Raw genomic sequence first — 19,713 nt, 5'->3', positions numbered from 1 at the left:
AATTAGGGCTCCTGTCTGGAATCGTTGCATTGGCTCAGGTGAGCGGCCGCTCGTCCCCGCCACGACGCCAAATCCTTGTCATATTGGTCCTGCACCCAAAGGTGCATCGTCATGCTGCGCGTCGCGATCCGGCTGCTCGGATGCCGCGCGTTGTGGCGCTGGACATATGCGTCGAACTGGCCGCTGGCTTGCCAGCTCTCGGGATCGACCGAGGCATCGAGCGCGGCTTCCCGGCGCCGCTGCCCCTCGAATTGCTCAGAGCGAACAGCGAGGTTCATCGCCTCGTTCAAGAGATCGCGGCACTCACCGCACATGGCTTCGCTCCTCTGATGGCTCATTCTGCCGGCGGCTCGGGCAGCATGGCCCAGTGGGTTGCCTCGGCGCCCATCATGTTCACGACAGGCGGCAAGGGGTGGCTGCATTCGGTCGCGGGGCCTATGGCGACGGCGCCGATCCATGTCTCGGGCATCTTCTGGCCGAAGCGCCCGGGCCCCGGATTGCCCCAATAGAACAGGCCGATAAGGCCGCCGTCGCATAGCAGGACGGGCGTTCCATCTTTCGGAGCGCTTGCAATGGGTTGCCAGCCGGATGGCGTATTCAAACTCGCGCGAAGCATGTCGATCATCATGCCGCTCCTCGGCGCGCATGCGCCCATTCCAAGAAGGGCTGTCGCGGACCGTAGATGCCCTGCCACTGCTCGATCAGCGTCCGACGCAGCGCCTCGCGCGCGGCCTCGACCTCGGGGTCCGTGCCGTCGACCAAGGTTGCCAGCACCGCCTCGGCTTCGGCCGTGCGCCCGGAGTGGAGGATGTCGAGGGCGAGTTCGATGCCGCTCTCAAGGCGCTCGATCTCGTCGAAGCACAGGCAAGGGGCGCAGGTGCAGAGATCCATCACGGCGCCATCCCCCTCGCCAGCACGCTCGGCAGATCCGCCAGGAGCGACAGCGCGAAGGTCGCGACCAGGATAACCGCCGCGGCGCCGATGAAGGCTGCCAACCCGGACATCACGCGATACTCGAAGCTGTCGCTCTCCAGCGGGACGACGTCGATCACATCATGGACGGGGGCCGCAGTCAGGCGATCGACGTCAGCAATGACTGTCCTGTCCCGGCGGCGAGCGCGGTCGAGGTCCTCCAGCGAATTAGCCAAGCTCTCGGTTTCGATCAACGCGCGCCGATCTTCAGCCGACAGGGGCGGGCGCGGGTCATTGGCCGGACGCGCTGGATGGACGCGGGGAATGTCAGCGAGCGCGGTCATTCGCTGGGCTCCTTGGACGTGCGAAGGTGCGTCTTTGCTGTCTCAACAGCATTGCGGGCGCCCTTGTAGTCGCCGGTAACGGCGGAAAGCGTCATGTCATTGACGCTGGCCATTAGGTGAAAGGCTACCTCGGCGCCGCGTGCTCGGTGTTGGGCTCGCAAATAGCCAATCGCCAGTTGGCGCGGTGTGAAGCGAGAGAGCATCTCTGCAACCTTGGCTTCGGGCGGGTTGTAGGGGCGGCTCATGCTGCCGCCTCCCGCTGCTCGAGGTGCAGACGCGCGGCATCGCGCACCATCTGGCTGGCAGACCAGAGCATCGCGATCGCGGCCGCCTGCCTACGCAGATCCTCCGCGCCGATGAACAGGATCATCTGCGCCCATTCGAGCTGGGCGCGGCGCAGGTCGGGGTCATGGTCCGGATGGGGCCAGCCGCCGATCGCACTGCGGGCATCGATATGCCAGTGCATCGCAGCGCTGTCGGCATCACAGCCGGGCACCTCGATGCCATGCAGGGAAATGAGGAAGCGGCACCGATCGTCTTTCGCCGGCATCTGCCAGATGCCGCCGGTCTCGATTACCTCGTTGGCAATCGCTTCGGTGCGTTCTTCCGCAGTCATGCGATCGAGCGCATGGACAAGGCGGGATACGCGGTGGTGCAGGTCGGGGGGCATGTGGGTCTCCCATGGCCGCAGGGGTGCGGTATGGGTCAAGCAATACGTATCAGGAATATACAGGTCAAGTATTAATATACGACACAGGTATTTTGCTACTGGTTCGATTCGTTAGCTATCGCTATGGCATTGTCGTCGGCGCCGGATGGCGGCGCATGAAAAAGCCCGGCGCGGGGCCGGGCGAGGAGAGATGATGAGCGACGCTATCGTACCGCTGCCTAAGGGTAAGCGCCGCATCGAGATCCGAGCCGGCGCCCTTTACCTTGGCCTATGGAGCCGGGACGGGTTTATTCACTTGATTAAGGGCACAGGCGTGCATCTCGACAGTCCGGACGGCGAGATTAACAATCATTTGCCGCCACACCCCCGCCGCTTCCTCAACCACCACCCCTCCAGGAACGGCGTCAGCGCCACGAACAGGCTGATCACGGTCAGCGGGCCGAACGCGATTAGGGCGAGGGGGAACACGGGGGCCTCCCGCCAGTCCTCGATGAATGAGATGCCCGCCAGGGCAGGGGCGACGGCGAGGAGTAGGATGCCCGCTAGGATTCTGCGGCGCCAAACTCTTCGCGGTCGCCAAGTCACAGCCTGATTGCCCGCCCGTTCACAAGTCGCCACCTTTAGGCGCCGGAGAACAAGGGGGTTGGGCGGACGAAACTTGTTCCGGTTTGTTCTTTTGGCTCGGTGGGGAGGCCATTACGCGAACCTTCTCAGTTTCAAGCATGTGGTCAAGAACGATGAGGTTGGGTTTTTTCTTCTCCTCAAAAGCCACGAACTGGCCGTCCGTGAAGCGGATCAAGTAACTGCTATTGCGGCGACGTCTTCCGCCGATAGCGGCCCCGGCAAGAAAGCCGATGCCGCCTGTCAGTACGCCTCCGACGATTGCCCCTATGGCCGCGCCGCCGGCCGACCGGTACTTTTCCTCGTCAATAGGCAGTATTTCGGCGATGTCGGCATGCTCGTAGGCATGTGACTTCCACCCATAAGGCAGCTTGATACGCAGCTTGCCGCCCCAGCTCAGGGAGATTTCGCAGCCGATAACCTTTGGAATGGAGCAGTCGATCAGTCGTGCCATGCGGGTACTCTTTCTGCGGCTTGTCTACGCGCGCCTGGTTGAGGATGGAGACATCGATCCCGCAGAGAAAATGACGCTGCGTGACTGGACACCGGCGAACGTTCTCATATTGTTCCCGCCCATGAAGGCGAGAGGTGGAAGGATGAAAACCCCTGAAGGCGAGTTCGCTGACCTTGTTCGGCAGATGACGGATCAGCAGCGCCGCCATCTCATTGATCTTCTGTCTGGGGCTGGGCTGCTGCCACCCGCGCCATCTCAATCCAGCTCCTCTGGATTTGAGGCGGGACCTGCCGAAACGCTTCAAGGAGCAGCGCCTCGGAGTCGTTCATCTCGTCGGTGAAAAGCTCGTACAGTTCAACATGCAAGGCGCTTGCGATGTCCTTGTAGAGCCGGAGCGAGACGCCATCGTCCCCCTTCTCGATCCGTGAGATGTGCGGCTGCTTCACGCCAACCATCTCCGCGAGATCCGTCTGCGTGAGCCCCCGCATCTTCCGATAGTGGGCAATGTTCGTCATGCGCCAATGATGAGCAAGAAGTTCTGCCACTGGCAAATACGCGTCACGCATCTTCATACTTGACCCGCATATTCCTGTCTCGTATATGGAGGGCATGCAAACCCTCTCTCAATACCTCGCCGAAACCGGAACCCGCCAAGGGGACTTTGCAAAGCGCGTAGGAGCCACCCAGGCCACTATTTCGCGCCTGAAGGACGGATCGATGACTCCCAGTCTTAGGCTTGCTGCAAGCATCGAGCGAGAGACGGGAGGGGCAGTACCAGCAATTTCTTGGGTCCCCGCAGATGATGCGCCTCGGCGGCCTCCGACGGGCGCCGCTGCCTGATGTGCCCCCATTCATCTCATATCCCCACACCGGCCTCATGCGCCCAACCTGACCCGCGCACCGAGCCGGGTCGAGTCAACACCCATCCGAGGTTTTCGCAGTGAAGCTAGAGGCTCGATACCCCCTCCATGTGCGCTCTTCTTCGTTCGCGGAAGGAAGTAATCAGCTCTTCAGCGAAGGCGACCTCTCCGGCTGCGATCTGACCGTCTGCGAGGATGACTTCTCGGAGGGCGCGCTCGAAGTTGATCTCTGCTGCGCCAGAGAGATCACGCGTACGTTCGTAGTAATTTTCGATCGAGGAACGCTGGGGCGCCATGTGCACCAGGAGGCGGGCAAGTTGGTCCAAGACCTCCAAGGTTATTGGTCCGTCGAACTCGCCTTCATCTTCAAGGCGGAGGGCTTCGGTTTCGGCATAGCGCAAGATGGCATCGAGTTCTTCTGGGTGGAGATGTCCATCCGAGCGCGCGGCTGCGACCAGGACCGACAGCATTGGGCGGAGACGATCCCGGGCGCGCCGGGCCAAGTTCAGTGCCTGAGGGTCAACGGCTGGGGCCAAGCCTCCAAGGTCAATGCCCATGATCTCGCGGAAAAATCCGTGGCATTCCGTCACCACACCGTCTTCGTCAACGAAGCATTGGATTCTGTCGCATCGGAAGGCCCTGAGCGCTCGACGTTCGTGGCAGATAGCCCGGAGGATCGGGGCATTCGGCCCGCGGCTAAGGCTGCGCATGGTTATGCGGCGGCGCGTCTTTGCGCCGGTCGCATCGCAATAATCGATCACAGCGAAGACAGGTTCGAGCTCAACCGCCTCATCGGCGACCTCGTGCATGTCGGCGCTGTCCGTCGATGTCAGGCCATGCACGTTCAAAAGATTATCAGGGAAGGCAGGGGGAGTGTCGATGTCAGGGCTCCGGCCCTCAAGCCATTCCAGGATCGTCTGCATTCTCCGCCTCCGCGTTGTCTCGTGATTCTCAATCAACTTCAGGGGGAGTGTAGGCGGGGTAAGTCAGATCGCGGTAAAGGTTTCTATCGTTTGGGAGTGGCGGCATGAGAAAAAACCGCCCCGACAGAATCCGGATGGCTCCGGCGGTCAACCGTAAAGATCGCGGACTGAAGATCGTCCTGTCAGCCGTAGAGTGCCCAGCCCCGGGTCATGGCGACGATCAGGCCAATTGTGCCGATCAAGTAGAGTGTGAAGCCAGGACCATTCAGACGTCGGACAGGACGGGTGTAGATGAATTTGTTGTCCGCGAACTTCTGAAAGGTACGGCACTCCCCCTCGCCGAAGCCAATGCCGATCAGCGCGACGGCGATGGCGCCCACGATGATCGTGTCATGTGGCGTGTCGAAGAGCAGGAGTCCCAGCAGGATCATCAATCCGGTCAGTCCCATTCCTGCGTACCACTTCTCGCTTACCAGATTGGCAAGGTCGTTCAGACCCTTGCCGAGGATGGTTTCCATGCGGTGGCCTCTCATAGCCGTATGGGAAAGCGCGTCGGTGTTCCCGCACCGGCGCGCGCCAAACATGCCTCATGTCAAAGTGACATGTCCATGGTTCGCCGCCCAGCTGGTGAGGCGAGGGCAGCAGCATGAGAAAGAACCGTCCCGACAGCATCCAGTCCGCGATCGCCGCGGCCTACCGCGCCAATGGCGGGCTTGAGAACACGGCCTCGGATCTTGGCGTCTCGATCTCGGTGCTGAGCTACGGCACAGCCGTCAACGAGGACCGCCCGGGCGGGCTCGGCGCGAACTACCTCGACCGCTTGGGCCGGATGTGCGCGGCCTCGGCCGAGCCGATCGCGCGGCATTTCTGCACGCTGGCCGGCGGGGTCTTCCAGCCGCTCGACGTCAGCGGCCCTGGTTGCCTGATCGCGCTGAGCGGCGACGCGGCGAAGGAGTTCGGCGACGTGGTGGCCTCGGCCCTCAAGGCCAAGCTGAGCAGCTGCGCGAACGATTGCGACGACACCATCGTGCAGATCGACGAGGCGATCGAGGTCCTGGCGCGCATGCGGGCCGAGGCCGTGAGGCAGCGCGGCCGCTAAGGCTGCGAGCAACAAGAAACGACGAGGAGAGCAAGATCATGCCCACCATCTCGATCGACCAGCCGCCAATCTTCGAGAGCCGCAGGGTCAACGTCTGCTCCACGGGGCGTCTCGCCGATAGGATGCCCGTACTCGGCCTGACGCCCCGCCAGAAGCAGGCGCTCGATTTCATCCGCTCCGAGCTGACCCTCAAGGGTGTCCCGCCGACGTATGAAGAGATCCGCGAAGCGCTGGGGCTGTCGTCCAAAAGCGGCGTGGCGCGGCTCATCGATGGCCTGTCCAGCCGGGGTTTCATCACCTCCCGCAAGGGGGCGATGCGTTCGATTGCCCTGGTCGATCACTCTACGTCCGACGCCGCGCGCCTGGATGATGCCCTCCGTCAGATCGAGGCGCTGCGCGAGGCCCTAATCGAGATCGAGATGCGCACCGCGACAGGCGAGGGACTGAGCCCGGAAGAGACCGGCCACATTCACATGCTCGCCGGCATCGGCCGCGCGCACGAAGCGACCCCGGGCGACGCCCGGCCGACCACCGATCGAAACCTACCCGAGACGTAAGACGGCGCGGCAACTGAGACCGCGACCGAAAAAACGAAGAGGAGAGCAGTTCATGACGGCATTGGCGGCCCCCCGGGCCCGGTTTCCGCTCGCCCACCTCGCGGTCGAGGTTGTGCGCGAGCGCGATTCAACAACCTTCTTCGCGCTGGTCGCGTGCGAGGCCCTCCGGCCCGCCGATCGCAAGCCGATCTTCTCCGGCCCCGTGACTTCCGACATGCCGGCGCAGCTGCGCGCTTTAGCGGATCACATCGAGGAGGCCTTCGCATGAAACGGGTCTACACCGATGACATCGTGCTGAGCTGGATCGAGCGCCGCCGCACCGGCCAGACCTGCCTCGCCATTGCCCGGACCGATGGTGTCGACAAGCGCGCCGTGCTGGTCACCACGAACCGGGTGCGCGCCGCGGACCTGGCGGAATCCGGCGATGGTCCGGCCAAGGTGCTGGAGGGCTACTGGTGAGCTATCGCAGCATCGACGTCTCTGACCGCCCCATGCCGGAGGAGCTGCCGATCGAGGCGCGTCCCGAGCTTCTTTGGATCCCGATCGCGCGGCTGGTGATTGACGATCGCTACCAGCGCCCACTCCTCGAGGCGAACTGGGAGATCATCCACCGGATCGCCTCGCGCTTCACCTGGACGCGCTTTTCGCCCGTCATGGCCGCGCCCATCGATGGCGATCGCCTGGCGCTGATCGACGGGCAGCACCGTACCCATGGCGCGGCCCTCGTCGGTCACACGGCGGTGCCGGGCTTGATCGTCGATCTCGATCCAGCCGCCCAGGCCGCCGCCTTCGCCGGGATCAACGGCGAGATGACCCGCGTGCATCCGATCCAAGTGTTCAAGGCGGCGCTGGCCGCGGGCGAGGCTTGGGCCGTCGAATGTCAGCGGGTGGTGGCTGCGGCCGGGTGCGAGCTGATGACCTTTCAGGCCAGCAGCGACAAGCGGCAGGTGCGGCAAGTCTATGCCGTCTCGGCGATCCGCCAGATGGTCGAGGCCGGACATGGCGACCTGGTCACCCGTGCGCTGACGGCGTTGGCCCGCTCGACTTTCGGCGGCGGCTTCGTCGAGGCCTGGAGCAACGAAACGCTCAAGCCCCTGATCGCCGCCGTGATCGCGACACCGAAGGTGCGGCTCGGCACGCTGATCCCCTTCATCGATCACCTCGACCTGGCGCGGATCAACGGCGACGTCGCCCGACTTCGCATGCAGCCCGGCTATTCACAGCGCAGCCAGATGGCGCTGCTCACCGAGACGCTGACGGCGATGCTGCAGCGCTGGCATCGTGAAGGAGGCATCCCGTCATGACCGTCGATATCCTTGCCGCTCTGAGGGCAGTGGCCAGCCGTCCCGTTCCCGCCTCGCGCCCGGGCGACTTGTTGTCCGATCTCGCCAAGGTGGCGGGCGGAGGCCGCCTGCTCCCATCCCCGTCCGCCGCTTCGCCTCGACTGGAGCGGACTGGTCCGGACGAGATGCCCGGCCGCACAGCGCGCGGTCTGCGGCAGCTGATCGAGGCGCAAGTGGAGGCGGACAATCGCAACGCCACCTGCGAAGCCGAGCGCCGCGAGCCTTGGCCCGAGCACTGGTGGTCCGGCACCGACAGCGCCGACGTCGTGCGCTGCCGGACGCTCTGGCAGGAGGTGCTGCGCCAGTGCCTGTTGTCCGCGATCGACGTGCATCTTGGCGCGCCGATCAGCGCGAGCGGGGCCACCCCGGCGTGGATCGGCTCGCCCGACTTCGCCATGGTCTGCGATTTCGCCGGTTTCGAGCCCTCGGCCGTGGCCGAGCGGTTGCTGGCGCGGCTGCGCGAGCCCAACGGGGCTTTTGCGCTGCGCCGCGAGCTGGTGGTTTCGCCGCGTCGCTCGGGGGATCAGGAATGACTGGCTTCAATCCCTGCATCGCCTTCGGGTACCGCGCGCTCACGATCGCTCTCGAGGCGCGCCAGCGGCCCGTCACGGCCGGGGAGATCGAGGCCTTCGAAATCTATGCCCGGGACCTCGTGCCCGACGATGCGCTGGCCATGGCCGCGGTCAGTGCCTTCGCTGCTGATGCGCCCGAAGATCCCGAAGGGGCAGGGCTCGCGCTCTTCCATTTCGTCTGCGACTGGAAGGACGGCGCGGTGCGCAGCGATGCCGAGCGCACGGCGCAGCTTTTGCGCGAAGATCTCCCACGCGGCTTCGATGCCTGGCAGCGCGAGGCCGGCCATGGCTGAGCGGCCACGTCATCCGGTGGATCTCGCGGCGGTGGCGGCGATGGTCGAAACCTCGGTCACCTATGCGCTGACGCCGTCCCGTTCGGCCGACGTGCGCGACAGCCTGCGCGCCCGGCTGCGGGAGGTGCTTGACCGCCTCGGCAAGCCGAATGACGAACCCTTGGCCGAACCGATCGAGCTGGTGCGCGTGCAGGCGGGCCGTGTTGCCCATGGCGCTGCCGGCATCCGTCCGGAGCAGGCAGACGAGCTGCTGCGCCGGGCGCTGCTGATGCTCTATGCGGGCCGATCCGATGCGGCGCAGCAGCGCCTGACCGGTGGGCTGTAAGGCGGGCATGTCGATGATGGATGATACCCGGCTCGAGGAGGCCCGCGCGATCCCGATAGAGAAGGTCGCGCATCGCCTCAACATCAAGGATTTGAAGCCTGCTGGGCGTGAGCAGGTGGGACCGTGCCCCGCTTGCGGCGGCAAGGATCGGTTCTCGATCAACCCGAACCTCGGCGTGTTCAACTGCCGGCACTGCGGCGGCGGCGACGGCGTGCGCCTGGTCGAGCTGGTGCTCGCCTGCGATTTCAAGGCGGCCCTCGCCTGGCTCGTGGGCGAGGCGGAGCGTGAGATCGATCCCGAGGTTCGCCGGCAGCGCGAAGAGGCGCGGGAGCGCGATCGGGCAGAGGCCGAACGGGTGGCGGAGCGCAAGCGCGCCGAGGCGGTCTCGGCCGCCCGCGCCATCTGGGATGCGGCCGTGCCCGCCACCGGTTCGCCCGTTGTCGAATACCTGCGCCTGCGTGGTCTGCCCGACGCCTTGGCATCAAGCCCGCCGCCCTGCCTGCGCTATGCGCCGGCGCTGCCCTACATGGTGCCGGCCGAAGGGCGCGGCTGGCAGGAGGTCCATCGCGGCCCGGCCATGCTCGCGGCAATCCAGCTGCCCGGCGGTGGCTTCTCGGCCGTGCATCGCACCTGGTTCGATCTCGATCGGCCGCAGGGCAAGGCGCGGATCGAGCGCGACGGCGAGATCCTCGATCGCAAGAAGAGCCTCGGCTCCAAGAAAGGCTGCGCCATCCGGCTGACCCATCACCGGCCGCGGCCGGGGGACTTCGACACGCTGGTGATGGGCGAGGGGATCGAGACGACGCTGACTGCGCTCGCGGCCGACGCGCTGCCCGGTGCGGCCTACTGGGCCGGTATCGATCTCGGCAACATGGCGGGCCGCCGCGTGCTGCGCGGCAAGGGCATGAAGTATGCCGGCATTCCCGACCTCGAGGATGACACCGCCTTCCTGCCGCCGCCTTGGGTTCGTCGCCTGGTCTTCATCCAGGACGGCGACAGCGACCCGCGCGTGACCCGCGCCCAGCTTCTTTCCGGCCTGCGTCGCGCCCGTGCGCGCATCAGCGGGCTCGACAGCATCTCCATCGTCCATGCGGGCGAGGGACAGGACTTGAACGATATTCTGACGAGGGACCCACAATGACGGATGAGACCGATCCGCTGCGCGAGGTGCGCGACCGCATCGCCTCGGCCGAGGAGGTCGACATGGGTGATGTGCCGATCGCGACCGACACCCCGGACCCCCTGAGCGAAAACAACGTGCCTCCCGCTGACGGCGACGAACCCACCGAAGACCATGCCAACGCCGAGCTGCTCGATCGCCTCCGCCGCGCGGCCGAGCAGCCGCTCAATGACTACGGCAACGGCCAGAGAATGATCATCCATCACGGCGAAGACCTGATGTATGTGCCGCGCGTGAGCTGGTTCACCTGGGTGGGAACGCATTGGGCGAAGGACCAAGACAAGCTCGGGGTCAGGACGCGTGCGCAAGGCATCTGGCGGCTGATCGAGCAGGAGACGCAGTTCATCGAGCCGACAAAGCGCGAGAAGGCGCTGATCGCGGAGGAGAAGCGGCTGCGCCGCCGCGAGTCCGAGCTCGCTTCCCTTGAGGAGGGTGAGCGCGCAGAGGGCCATGCCGAAGAGGTTGGCACGATCATCGCGCGACTGAAGTCGATCGAGGCGACGCTGAAGGACCACAAGTCGCTGATCGGCCGAAGGCTTGGCCATGCGCGCGTCGCCGGCAACAGCGCCTCGCTCGGTCACATGATCGACGAAAGCGAAACGGATCTCGCCGTGCCTTTCGAGGCGCTCGACACCAACCCCTACGAGGTGAACACGCTCTCGGGGGCATTGCGGTTCGCCGTCGATGACGAGGGCGGCCGGAAGTCGGCCTCGGTCGAGGTCCTCCCGCATCGCCGCGAGCAAAGGCTCACGAAGCTGGTGCCCGTCGAGTACGTGCCAGGCGCCCGGTCCGAACTCTGGAAGAGCTTCCTCGAGCGGATCCAGCCGGACCGCGAGATGCGCGCCTTCCTTGCGCGTTGGCTTGGCCTGTCGATGCTCGGCCTGAAGGTTCAGAACCTCGCCTTCTTCTACGGCTCCGGCGCCAACGGCAAAGGCGTCCTCGTCGATACGGTGGCGCGTGTCCTGAACAGCTACGCCGCCACGATGAAGATCGAGTCGATCACCGGCACCAATCGACGGGGCGGCGCCGACGCGACGCCCGACCTGGTGCCGCTCCTGGGGGCCCGGTTCGTCCGCACATCCGAGCCCGATCAGGGGGTGCCCCTGCAAGAGGGCATGATCAAGCACATGACCGGTGGCGAAGCGCTCCCGGTCCGGCCGAACTACGGCGAGCAGATCGAGGTCGAGATCAATTTCAAGGTCACCATGTCGGGCAACCACAAGCCCGGCATTCAGGGCATCGACGACGGCATCTGGCGCCGAATGCTCCTGGTGCCGTTCGACGTGCAGATCCCGCTCGAAGAGCGTGACGACAAGCTCGTGGAGAAGCTCTGGGCCGAGAGGGTCGGCATATTCGCCTGGCTGGTGGAGGGCGCCTGCGCCTATCTCGAGCAGGGCCTCGCACCTCCGTCCATGGTGCGGGACGCGACGGACGAGTACCGGGAGGAGAGCGATCCCCTGGGCTCGTTCCTGATGAGCTCGTGCGAGATCACCGGCGATGACAGCGACACCATTCTCTCGCGGGATCTCGCGGACGCCTTCAACTATCACCTGCTCGAGCGTGGCTTGAACACCAAGCAGCCCACTACCGTGACGCGCCAGCTCGCCGTGAAGTCCAAGCAATGGAAGCATCCGGCAACGGGCAAGCGGTTCACCAAGGGCAAGGCATCCCTATCGCAGTACCACGGCATCCGGCTGGTGAGCGATTTCGCCGCGCGATGGAAGGCGGCGCCACGCGACAGCAAGGGTCAGCCCATCGGTGTCGGCCGAGACGACAGCGCCGCGAATGCCGGTGCGTCGGCCAACTACCAGCCGGAGGATTACGCGTGAGCCCCTTCCGTCCCGGTCTCCCCGCACCCCTCTCGATGCGCTCTCGCGGGAGGGTAGGGAAGGTAGAGACGCGGCGCTGGGAGGCTGGCGAAATCAAGGGTCTGGGTGGATTGTCGAGACCTGCCAGTACCTTGTGAGGCGCGGCGGGAGGGTAGGGAAGGTAGGGAGGCAGTTTTCGCCTACGCATGTGCGCGTGAGAGAAGCGTGATCCGGTAAACATCAGTTCACGGCATACTCTTCCAATTATCCTCCCTACATTCCCTACCTTCCCATAAAAGGAGAAATAACAAACAGAAACAGAATGTTAGATAGAACTACGAGGCTGAATTCCTCCTCCCGTTAGAATCTCTACCCTCCCTACCTTCCCGCTCCCTCCTCCCGTCATCACATCATCCTGCGCATCTTCCATTTAGAACCACCAGATATTGAGAAAGACCCGCCCATGTCCCAGCATTTCAGCCTCCTCGGCCTCACCGCGCGCCCCGTCACCGGCAAGGATCGCCTTTCGGCGGAGGTGGACCGCGTGCAGGCGTTGCTGACTCAGGCCCAACCGCCCATCGATTGCAGCCCGGAGATCCCGGTTGCGCCGGGCCGGGGGCCGATGCGGGTGCTGCGCCAGTACGAGACGGTGATGACGCCCTCGGGGCTGCGCACCCGGCGCGCTACGACCGAGGGCTTCCACCCGGCCGCGACGGTCGATGCCTTCGACCGGATGGAGCTACAGGCGCGCCGCCGGGATCCCGAAGGCCCCGAACTCTTCACCATTGCCCAGGTCGAGGCCGGCCGCGTCTATGCCGCGCTGGCCGAGCGGGTCGAGGCTGCGGGCGTCAAGTGCTCCTCGATCGAGGGTCAGACGAAAGCCGGTGACGGCTCGGCGTCCTGGATCGATGCGGTGGTCCACGACATCCAGCGCTACCGCCGGATGCTGCGCGCGATCGGCGACGAAGTGGTGCTCGCGCCCCAGCGGCGCCGCGTCGACGATCCCCGCCGGACGATCCGCGCGCGTCAGCTGGTCGATGCGGTGTGCGTGCAGGGCGTGACGATCAATGAGCTTCGCAGGCAGTACGGATGGGCTGACACACAAAGGACGCGTGGCCCGCTCAGAGAGGCGCTGTGCGGGGCGCTGGATCGCCTTTACGCTCTCTGACATCAAAAAGGGGCTTTTCGATTAAGCCGACCGGATGTAGCCCTGAGGGCATCATCACCAAGTGCGCCCGGCGGGACCCGAGACCCGACCGGGCGTTTCCTTTTCCGAACATCGCGAGGCGGACCATGGCTCGACTGAAGCAGCTGGGCCAGCCGCTCCGATCCCTGGCGCCCCGGCTGTCCTACGCCGAGCGTCCGAGCGAGAGCCGGGAGCGCGACGCGCGCCATGCCTGGCGCAGCTGGTACAAGACGGCGCGCTGGCAGGCGCTTCGCTGGGAGGTGCTGGTCGAGGCGGCGTTCACTTGCGTTCGGTGCCATCGGATCGAGGGCGATACCTCGCTGCTCGTCGCGGACCACAAGTCTCCGCACCGTGGCGACCCGGCGCTGTTCTGGGATCGCGGGAACCTGCAGTGCCTCTGCAAAGGCTGCCATGACGGCGCGAAGCAACGCGAGGAGCGCCGTCGCTTTCATCAGGGAGGCAACCATGGCTGATCGGGTGACCCTTGCTCTGTCGCTACGCATTCCGCGCCTGAGGTTCTGGGTGGCGATCGGGCTTTGCCATCTGATCGCTCTGTTCCCTTTGTCAGTCGCTCGCAGGCTGAACGTTGCCGACCGGCTCGGAGAATGGGTCGCGCGAGGCGTGGTGGTGCGCGAGCGCCGCCTCGGGGAGCGGACCCAGTAGGGGCGCGCGGCCGAGGGGGAGGGGGGTGTCGAAACCTGGAGGGGCCGCGATCTCTAGACCGGCGCATAGTCTCACGTGGAGGTTTTTTTCGTGACTGACGAGATTTTCGACCTGTTCGGCAATCCCGTTCGGCCCGGCAAGGGCCAGCGTGGTCGGCCGCCCTACGAGGCCACCGAAAAAGATCGCAACAAAGTCAAGCTGTTGCTGGCGCTCGGGTGGTCTAACACCCGCGTGGCGGCGGCGATCCCGGTCTCCGAGGCGACGCTGAAGCGCTATTTTAGAGCCGAGCTGAAGGAGCGCGACCAGATGCGCGACCGCCTCGATGCCCGGCGCTTCGAGATCGTCATGGAGCAGGCGAACGCCGGCAACGTCGCCGCGCTGAAGGAACTGACGAAGATGATCGAACGCTCCGACCTGATGCGCGCGGGCCAGCGGATGGAGAAGCCCGCCGGTGGCAAAGCCGAGTCGAAGGTCGAGCGGCTGGGCAAGAAGGAGCAGGCGCAGCTCGATGCCGAAGCCGCCGCAGCGGGGGGCGATGACGAATGGGGGGACGACCTGCAGTTCCCCGGCATGGTGAACTGACGGGCCCGACATGGCGCACCGTATCGGCGATGCCTGGGACACGGCGGTGCCCGACTGGGAACAGCGGATCCGCAACCGCGACAGTCTGATCCCGGACCTGCCGCTCTTCGACCCGATGGCGCAGAAGGCGCTGCGGATCTTCAAACGGCTGCGGGTGCCCGACATCATCGGCACCCCGACCTATGGCGAAGCCTGCGAGCAGTGGGTGTTCGACCTGGTCGCGGCGATCTTCGGCAGCTACGACCCCGAGACAAAAAGACGGGCCCTGCGGGAGTTCTTCCTGCTGATCCCCAAGAAGAACGGGAAATCGTCGATCGCCGCGGCCATCATCGTCACGGCTGCGATCATGAACGAGCGGCCCGAGGCCGAGCTGCTGCTGATCGCGCCAACCAAGACCATCGCCGAGATTGCCTTTAAGCAGGCCGCGGGCATCATCCGGCTGGACAAGAAACTCACGGCCACGTTTCACCCGCGGGACCATATCAAAAAGATCGTGCACCGCGTGAGCCGCGCAGAGATCGCCGTGAAGGCGGCGGATACCGACGCGATCACCGGCGGCAAGGCCACGTTCACGCTGATCGACGAGACTCACGAGTTCGCGAAGAAGTCGAGCGCAGCGGCGGTCTTCGTCGAGATCCGCGGGGCGCTGGCGGCACGGCCCGACGGGTTCCTGATGCAGATCACGACCCAGTCGAAGGAGCCGCCGGCGGGCGTGTTCAAGCAGGAGCTCGACAAGGCCCGGGCGGTGCGCGATGGCGACCTGCGGCTGCCGCTCCTGGCGGTGCTCTACGAGCTGCCCGAAAGCATGGCGAAGAAGGGCGGATGGAAGAAGCCCGCGACCTGGGGGCTGGTGAACCCGAACCTCGGCGTGTCCGTCGATCCGCAGTTCCTGGCCGACCAGCTGCTGACGGCGGAGCGGGATGGCCCGGCCGCGATGGCGCTTCTCGCCTCGCAGCATTTCAACGTCGAGGTGGGCATCGGGCTCAGGACCGACAGCTGGATCGGCGCACGGCACTGGGAGGGTGCGGGTGAGGCGGGCCTGACCCTCGATGAGCTGATCGCGCGCAGCGAGGTCGCGGTGGCGGGCGTCGATGGCGGCGGGCTCGACGATCTTCTCGGCCTCGCGGTGATCGGCCGCGACCGGGAGACCAAGCGCTGGCTGCACTGGGCGCATGCCTGGGCGCATCCCGAGGTGCTCGAGCTGCGCAAGGAGATCGCGCCGCGCCTGCACGACTTCGCGGCGGCCGGCGACCTGACCATCCTGACGGGCGAGGATCCGACGCAGGATGTCGTCGAGGTCGGGGATTATGTGGAGCGGCTGTTCAAGGCGGACCTGCTGCCCGACAGCGGGGCGGTGGGGCTCGATCCGGCGGGGATCTCGGCGATCGTCGACGAGCTCGTGGGGCGCGGTCTCGAGGATGACCTGCTGCTGGCCATCCCGCAGGGCTACCGGCTGTCCCCCGCAATCTGGGGAATGGAGCGCAAGCTGAAGAATGGAACGCTGAGGCACGGGCGCCAGCCCATGATGGGCTGGGTGCTCGGAAACGCAAAGACCGAACAGAGAGGCAATGCCGTGATCATCACCAAGGAAACCGCGGGCAAGGCGAAGATCGATCCGCTGATCGCGTCGCTGAACGCGTTCTTGCTGATGGCGCGCAACCCCGTCGCGGCGGTGTCGCAGATCACCATTCCGGCCGACTACAGGGTGGCGTGATGGGCCTGTTCTCGATGATCGGTCTCGGCGGGAGCATGCAGGCCAACGCCTCGTCGCCCGGCGCCCGCAACCCCGCCGACGACTTCTGGTATGGCCGCGTCGGCAAGGCCTCGGCCGCGGGCGTGAAGGTCTCGATCGAGAGCGCACGCACCGTTCCGGTGGTGCGCGGCTGCCTTCAGGTCCTGAGCGAGACCGTGGCGGGGCTGTCCTTCTCGGTCTTCGAGCGCGGCGAGGGTGATCAACGCCGGAAGCGCTCGGATCACCCGGTGGCGCGGCTCCTGGCCAATCCGAACTCCCGCGAGACCTCCTACGAGTTCTTCGCGAACCTGGTCGACGACCTGGCATCGCATGGCCGCTTCCTCGCGGAGCGCCAGAGCTGGGGGCGGGAGGAGCGGCTGTGGCGGATCTCCCCGGATCACTTCCGGGTCGAGATGCTGCCCGATCGCAGCCTGCGGTTTCGCATCACCGAGCCGGGGCGACCGGAGCGCGTGCTGCTCGATGACGATGCCTGGTACATCCCGCTGCCGCCCGTCCAGGACGGCATGACGGGGCGCTCGCCGATCCTGCAGGACGGGGTCGAGGCGATCGGTGCGGCTCTGGCGCTGCAGCGCTATGCCAACAGCTTCTTCGCGAACGACGCCACGCCGCCCGTGATCTTCACGCACAAGGGGAACTTCGCAGACCAGGCATCGAAGGAGAACTTCCTTTCCGCCTGGCAGCGCTTCTTCGGCGGCCGCAACCGGCACAAGCCGGGCATCCTCGAATATGGGATGGGCGCGCAGCAGCTCGCGCATTCGAACGAGCAGGCGCAGTTCCTCGAGACCCGCAAGGAGCTCTGGCTCGACATCAGCCGACTGTGGCGGATCCCACCGCACAAGCTCGGGATCCTCGACAAGGCGACCTTCTCGAACATCGAGCACCAGAGCCTCGAGTTCGTGACCGACACGCTCGGGCCCTGGCTCGAGCTGATCGAGCGCAGCGTCAACAAGTGGTTCCTCGACGGGGCCCGCGAGTATTTCGAGTTCAACGTCGCGAGCCTGCTGCGCGGCGATATCAAGACACGCTTCGAAGCCTACGCCATAGCCCGCCAATGGGGCTGGCTCAGCGTCAACGAGATCCGCCGCCTCGAGAACCAAAACGGCATCGGCCGCGGCGGCGACCGGTTCATCGAGCCGCTCAACATGGTCCCGGTCGGCAACGCCGGGCAGAAGGACGGGACATCCCGCGCGATCGCGTTCCTGCGCGACAGCGTCGAGGCCGGCGATGTCCCCCGTAACACGAGGGTGACCCATGTCGCATGAAATCGAACGCCTGATCCGCATGGCGAGCACCGGCTGCTGGTTCATCGAGCCTGCCAAGGCCGAACAGATCGTCGCCGCGGTCGCGCTGCGGGTGGCGGCCGGGCCGCGCGGGGAGCCCGCCTTTCCGGACCGGCAGCAGCTGGCGCTGTCGAGCGACAGCCGCAGCGGCGCGCGTCTCGTGCGGGTCCTGCGCCTGCACGGCACGATCATGCCGCGGGGCAACATGCTGTCGGACATGTCGGGCGCCGTCTCGCTCGAGCGCTTCTCGGAAGCCTTCCGCGCCGCCGCCTCGGATCCCGAGACTTCGGCGATCCTGCTCGACATCGACAGCCCCGGCGGGCGGGTGGAGCTTGTCCAGGAAACCGTGGCGATGATCCGCGCCGCCTCGCGGCCCGACCGCCCGATCGTCGCGGTGGCGAACACCCTGGCCGCCTCGGCCGCGTACTGGATCGCCAGCGCCTGCGACGAGATCGTGGTGACGCCCTCGGGCGAAGTCGGCTCGATCGGCGTCTATACGATGCACCAGGAGGTGAGCGAACGTCTGAAGCGCGAGGGGGTCTCGCCCAGCGTGATCTTCGAAGGGCCCCGCAAGGTCGAGACCAATCCCTTCGGCCCGCTCGACGATGCTGCCCGCGCCGCGCTGCAGGCGTCCGTGAAGCACAACTACGACCAGTTCACGAGCGACGTGGCCAAAGGGCGCGGCGTTCCGGTGAGCGTGGTGCGTGCCGATCCCGAGACAGCTGAGAAGCACTTCGGCGGCGGCCGGACCTACTGGGCCGCCGAGGCCGTGCGGCTCGGCATGGCCGACCGGGTGGCCACGTTCGACGACACGCTAGCCCGGCTGATGCGGCCCGCGCGGGCGGGCAGCCGCCGCGCCTCCCTCGAGCGCAGGAGACTGGCGCTCCTCTGACCCTTTCCACCCACGACCAGACGGTCACCGACGCGGCGCGCACCGGGCGCACCGCGCTGGCATGGCGTGTTCACCCCGGTGCTAGAGAAGGAATTGCCATGAAAAAGTTGGCGGAACTGAAGAAGCGACTGGCCGATCTCAAGGCATCGGGCCTGTCGATCCTCGAAGCCGCGGATGCCGAGGGCCGCGATCTCAATGCCGAGGAGGAGACGCGTTACGACGGCATCAAGGCCGACATCGAAGAGGTGAGCGGCCAGATCGCGCGGGCCGAGCGGCTCGCCGAGGAGCGCCGCTCGATGGACGCGGTTCAGACCGCCGGCGCGGGGGTCTACGACGTCCATGAGCCTGACCCCAAGGCCACCGGCGGCTTCAAGGGCATGGCCGAATTCGCCAGTGCCGTGAAGAACGCCAGCCGCCAGGGCAGCATGGTCGATCCGCGCCTGATGGCGGCGAACCCGTCCAACGTGCACCAGGGCGGCGCGGCCTCGGGCGAGGGCTTCGAGGTGCCGGTCCAGTTCCGCGAGAGCATCTTCGAGGTGGTGGCGGAGCTCGACGAGTTCGGTCCGCTGGTCGATGAGGAGCCGACCGACAAGCGCAAGGTCGACGGTATCGCCGACGAAACCACGCCCTGGGGCGCGGGCGGCGTCACCGCGCGCTGGCGCAGTGAGGGTCAGCAGATGACGCCCTCGAAGCTCGCGACCGAGCCGCGCAGCATCGTGCTGCACGAGCTCTACGCCTTCGTGCTGGCCACCGAGGAGTTGCTCGAGGACGCGCCGCGTCTCAACGCGCGCCTGACCAAGAAGGCCGGCCAGGCGATCGCCTGGAAGCGGAACAGCGCGATGATCTACGGGACCGGCGCCGGTCAGCCGATGGGCTGGTTGAATTCGCCGGCGCTGGTCACGGTGCCGAAGGCCGATGCCCAGGCGGCGGACACCATCGTCGCCGCGAACGTGCTGGCGATGTTCTCGCGGCTGCTGCGCATCCCTGGCGACAAGCCGTTCTGGCTGGCGAACTCCGATACCCTGCCGCAGCTGATGACGATGACCGTGGGTGACCGTCCGATCTGGATGCCGCCCAACGGCCTCGCGGACGCGCCTGGCGGCATGCTGCTCGGCCTGCCGGTGATGCTGTCGGAGCATGCGCGCACCTTGGGCGATAAGGGCGACCTGCAGCTGATCTCGCCCAAGGGCTACTACGCGCTGAAGCGCGAGAGCGGCCCGAAGTTCGCGCAGTCGATGCACCTCTACTTCGACTACGCGATCGAGGCCTTCCGCTGGACTTTCCGCTTCGGCGGCCAGCCCCACCTGTCGAAGCCGGTCGATCCGGCGAACGGCGCGGCGACGAAGTCGCACTTCGTGGCGCTGGCCGAGCGCGCGTAACGCCCGGGTCCCGGCCC

28 protein-coding genes are annotated in these 19,713 nt (G+C 66.0%); 18 read left to right on the top strand and 10 right to left on the bottom strand.

All coding sequences use genetic code 11. From position 1 onward, the window contains the following. Positions 1-2: 2 nt before the first annotated feature. From T8T21_RS08630 to T8T21_RS08585, 10 genes are all read right to left on the bottom strand, one after another. Positions 3-338 carry a hypothetical protein gene (locus T8T21_RS08630; protein WP_322335291.1) on the bottom strand — a complete coding sequence of 112 codons (336 nt, stop codon included), beginning with the start codon at positions 336-338 and terminating at the stop codon, positions 3-5. Continuing rightward, positions 335-625 carry a hypothetical protein gene (locus T8T21_RS08625; RefSeq protein ID WP_322335290.1) on the bottom strand — a complete coding sequence of 97 codons (291 nt, stop codon included), beginning with the start codon at positions 623-625 and terminating at the stop codon, positions 335-337. Before T8T21_RS08625 ends, T8T21_RS08630 begins: the two co-directional genes overlap by 4 nt. Further along, positions 625-891: a hypothetical protein gene (locus tag T8T21_RS08620; RefSeq protein ID WP_322335289.1), complete on the bottom strand. Its 267-nt coding sequence runs from the start codon at positions 889-891 to the stop codon at positions 625-627. Before T8T21_RS08620 ends, T8T21_RS08625 begins: the two co-directional genes overlap by 1 nt. Continuing rightward, positions 891-1,256, bottom strand: a complete 366-nt coding sequence (locus T8T21_RS08615) for a hypothetical protein (protein WP_322335288.1) — start codon at positions 1,254-1,256, stop codon at positions 891-893. The genes T8T21_RS08620 and T8T21_RS08615 overlap by 1 nt, the downstream gene beginning before the upstream one ends. Continuing rightward, positions 1,253-1,501 (bottom strand): hypothetical protein, encoded by a 249-nt coding sequence (locus tag T8T21_RS08610; protein ID WP_322335287.1) that lies wholly within the window; start codon positions 1,499-1,501, stop codon positions 1,253-1,255. The genes T8T21_RS08615 and T8T21_RS08610 overlap by 4 nt, the downstream gene beginning before the upstream one ends. Further along, positions 1,498-1,926: a hypothetical protein gene (locus tag T8T21_RS08605; RefSeq protein ID WP_322335286.1), complete on the bottom strand. Its 429-nt coding sequence runs from the start codon at positions 1,924-1,926 to the stop codon at positions 1,498-1,500. Before T8T21_RS08605 ends, T8T21_RS08610 begins: the two co-directional genes overlap by 4 nt. Positions 1,927-2,530: 604 nt before the next feature. Continuing rightward, positions 2,531-3,001, bottom strand: a complete 471-nt coding sequence (locus T8T21_RS08600; RefSeq protein ID WP_322335285.1) for a hypothetical protein — start codon at positions 2,999-3,001, stop codon at positions 2,531-2,533. A 209-nt stretch (positions 3,002-3,210) separates the two neighbouring features. Next, positions 3,211-3,573: a helix-turn-helix domain-containing protein gene (locus T8T21_RS08595; protein ID WP_322335284.1), complete on the bottom strand. Its 363-nt coding sequence runs from the start codon at positions 3,571-3,573 to the stop codon at positions 3,211-3,213. A gap of 374 nt (positions 3,574-3,947) precedes the next feature. Beyond that, the gene (locus tag T8T21_RS08590) at positions 3,948-4,784 is read right to left on the bottom strand and encodes a tellurite resistance TerB family protein (protein WP_322335283.1); all 837 of its coding nucleotides are present in this window, start codon (positions 4,782-4,784) and stop codon (positions 3,948-3,950) included. A 182-nt stretch (positions 4,785-4,966) separates the two neighbouring features. Next, complete coding sequence (locus T8T21_RS08585) at positions 4,967-5,302, bottom strand: hypothetical protein (protein ID WP_322335282.1); 336 nt, start codon at positions 5,300-5,302, stop codon at positions 4,967-4,969. A 128-nt stretch (positions 5,303-5,430) separates the two neighbouring features. On the opposite strand from T8T21_RS08585, the gene T8T21_RS08580 reads away from it, so the two are divergent. The 18 genes from T8T21_RS08580 (at position 5,431) to T8T21_RS08495 (ending at position 19,696) form a co-directional block, all read left to right on the top strand. Then, positions 5,431-5,883, top strand: a complete 453-nt coding sequence (locus T8T21_RS08580; protein WP_322335281.1) for a hypothetical protein — start codon at positions 5,431-5,433, stop codon at positions 5,881-5,883. A gap of 38 nt (positions 5,884-5,921) precedes the next feature. Then, complete coding sequence (locus T8T21_RS08575) at positions 5,922-6,440, top strand: LexA family protein (RefSeq protein ID WP_322335280.1); 519 nt, start codon at positions 5,922-5,924, stop codon at positions 6,438-6,440. Positions 6,441-6,492: 52 nt separating this feature from the next. Continuing rightward, entirely contained in the window at positions 6,493-6,708 is a 216-nt protein-coding gene (locus T8T21_RS08570) for a hypothetical protein (RefSeq protein ID WP_322335279.1), read from the top strand. Beyond that, a complete protein-coding gene (locus T8T21_RS08565) occupies positions 6,705-6,899 on the top strand; it encodes a hypothetical protein (protein ID WP_322335278.1) in 195 nt (64 codons plus the stop codon). Before T8T21_RS08570 ends, T8T21_RS08565 begins: the two co-directional genes overlap by 4 nt. Further along, positions 6,896-7,744 (top strand): ParB/Srx family N-terminal domain-containing protein, encoded by an 849-nt coding sequence (locus tag T8T21_RS08560; RefSeq protein ID WP_322335277.1) that lies wholly within the window; start codon positions 6,896-6,898, stop codon positions 7,742-7,744. Before T8T21_RS08565 ends, T8T21_RS08560 begins: the two co-directional genes overlap by 4 nt. Continuing rightward, positions 7,741-8,316: a hypothetical protein gene (locus T8T21_RS08555; RefSeq protein WP_322335276.1), complete on the top strand. Its 576-nt coding sequence runs from the start codon at positions 7,741-7,743 to the stop codon at positions 8,314-8,316. Before T8T21_RS08560 ends, T8T21_RS08555 begins: the two co-directional genes overlap by 4 nt. Continuing rightward, on the top strand, positions 8,313-8,648 hold the full coding sequence (locus T8T21_RS08550) for a hypothetical protein (protein WP_322335275.1): 336 nt from the start codon (positions 8,313-8,315) through the stop codon (positions 8,646-8,648). The genes T8T21_RS08555 and T8T21_RS08550 overlap by 4 nt, the downstream gene beginning before the upstream one ends. Beyond that, entirely contained in the window at positions 8,641-8,973 is a 333-nt protein-coding gene (locus T8T21_RS08545; RefSeq protein ID WP_322335274.1) for a hypothetical protein, read from the top strand. The genes T8T21_RS08550 and T8T21_RS08545 overlap by 8 nt, the downstream gene beginning before the upstream one ends. Before the next feature lie 13 nt (positions 8,974-8,986). Continuing rightward, positions 8,987-10,114, top strand: a complete 1,128-nt coding sequence (locus tag T8T21_RS08540) for a DUF7146 domain-containing protein (protein WP_322335273.1) — start codon at positions 8,987-8,989, stop codon at positions 10,112-10,114. Beyond that, complete coding sequence (locus tag T8T21_RS08535) at positions 10,111-11,982, top strand: DNA primase family protein (RefSeq protein ID WP_322335272.1); 1,872 nt, start codon at positions 10,111-10,113, stop codon at positions 11,980-11,982. The genes T8T21_RS08540 and T8T21_RS08535 overlap by 4 nt, the downstream gene beginning before the upstream one ends. Positions 11,983-12,424: 442 nt before the next feature. Continuing rightward, entirely contained in the window at positions 12,425-13,129 is a 705-nt protein-coding gene (locus T8T21_RS08530; RefSeq protein WP_322335271.1) for a hypothetical protein, read from the top strand. 125 nt (positions 13,130-13,254) lie between these two features. Further along, complete coding sequence (locus tag T8T21_RS08525; protein ID WP_322335270.1) at positions 13,255-13,620, top strand: HNH endonuclease; 366 nt, start codon at positions 13,255-13,257, stop codon at positions 13,618-13,620. Further along, positions 13,613-13,810 (top strand): hypothetical protein, encoded by a 198-nt coding sequence (locus tag T8T21_RS08520; protein ID WP_322335269.1) that lies wholly within the window; start codon positions 13,613-13,615, stop codon positions 13,808-13,810. The genes T8T21_RS08525 and T8T21_RS08520 overlap by 8 nt, the downstream gene beginning before the upstream one ends. Before the next feature lie 90 nt (positions 13,811-13,900). Further along, positions 13,901-14,392, top strand: coding sequence for a resolvase (locus T8T21_RS08515; protein WP_322335268.1), 492 nt, complete (start codon positions 13,901-13,903; stop codon positions 14,390-14,392). Positions 14,393-14,402: 10 nt separating this feature from the next. Further along, complete coding sequence (locus T8T21_RS08510) at positions 14,403-16,106, top strand: terminase large subunit (protein ID WP_322335267.1); 1,704 nt, start codon at positions 14,403-14,405, stop codon at positions 16,104-16,106. Next, the gene (locus tag T8T21_RS08505; protein ID WP_322337475.1) at positions 16,106-17,407 is read left to right on the top strand and encodes a phage portal protein; all 1,302 of its coding nucleotides are present in this window, start codon (positions 16,106-16,108) and stop codon (positions 17,405-17,407) included. Before T8T21_RS08510 ends, T8T21_RS08505 begins: the two co-directional genes overlap by 1 nt. Continuing rightward, positions 17,397-18,317 carry a S49 family peptidase gene (locus T8T21_RS08500; RefSeq protein ID WP_322335266.1) on the top strand — a complete coding sequence of 307 codons (921 nt, stop codon included), beginning with the start codon at positions 17,397-17,399 and terminating at the stop codon, positions 18,315-18,317. Before T8T21_RS08505 ends, T8T21_RS08500 begins: the two co-directional genes overlap by 11 nt. Before the next feature lie 98 nt (positions 18,318-18,415). Then, positions 18,416-19,696, top strand: a complete 1,281-nt coding sequence (locus T8T21_RS08495; RefSeq protein WP_322335265.1) for a phage major capsid protein — start codon at positions 18,416-18,418, stop codon at positions 19,694-19,696. Positions 19,697-19,713 lie beyond the last annotated feature (17 nt).

Source organism: Limimaricola variabilis, assembly GCF_034371605.1.
Classification (GTDB): Bacteria; Pseudomonadota; Alphaproteobacteria; order Rhodobacterales; family Rhodobacteraceae; genus Limimaricola; species Limimaricola variabilis.
Note: the sequence above shows the minus strand (reverse complement) of the source record. Positions and strands in the feature narration are given on the sequence as shown.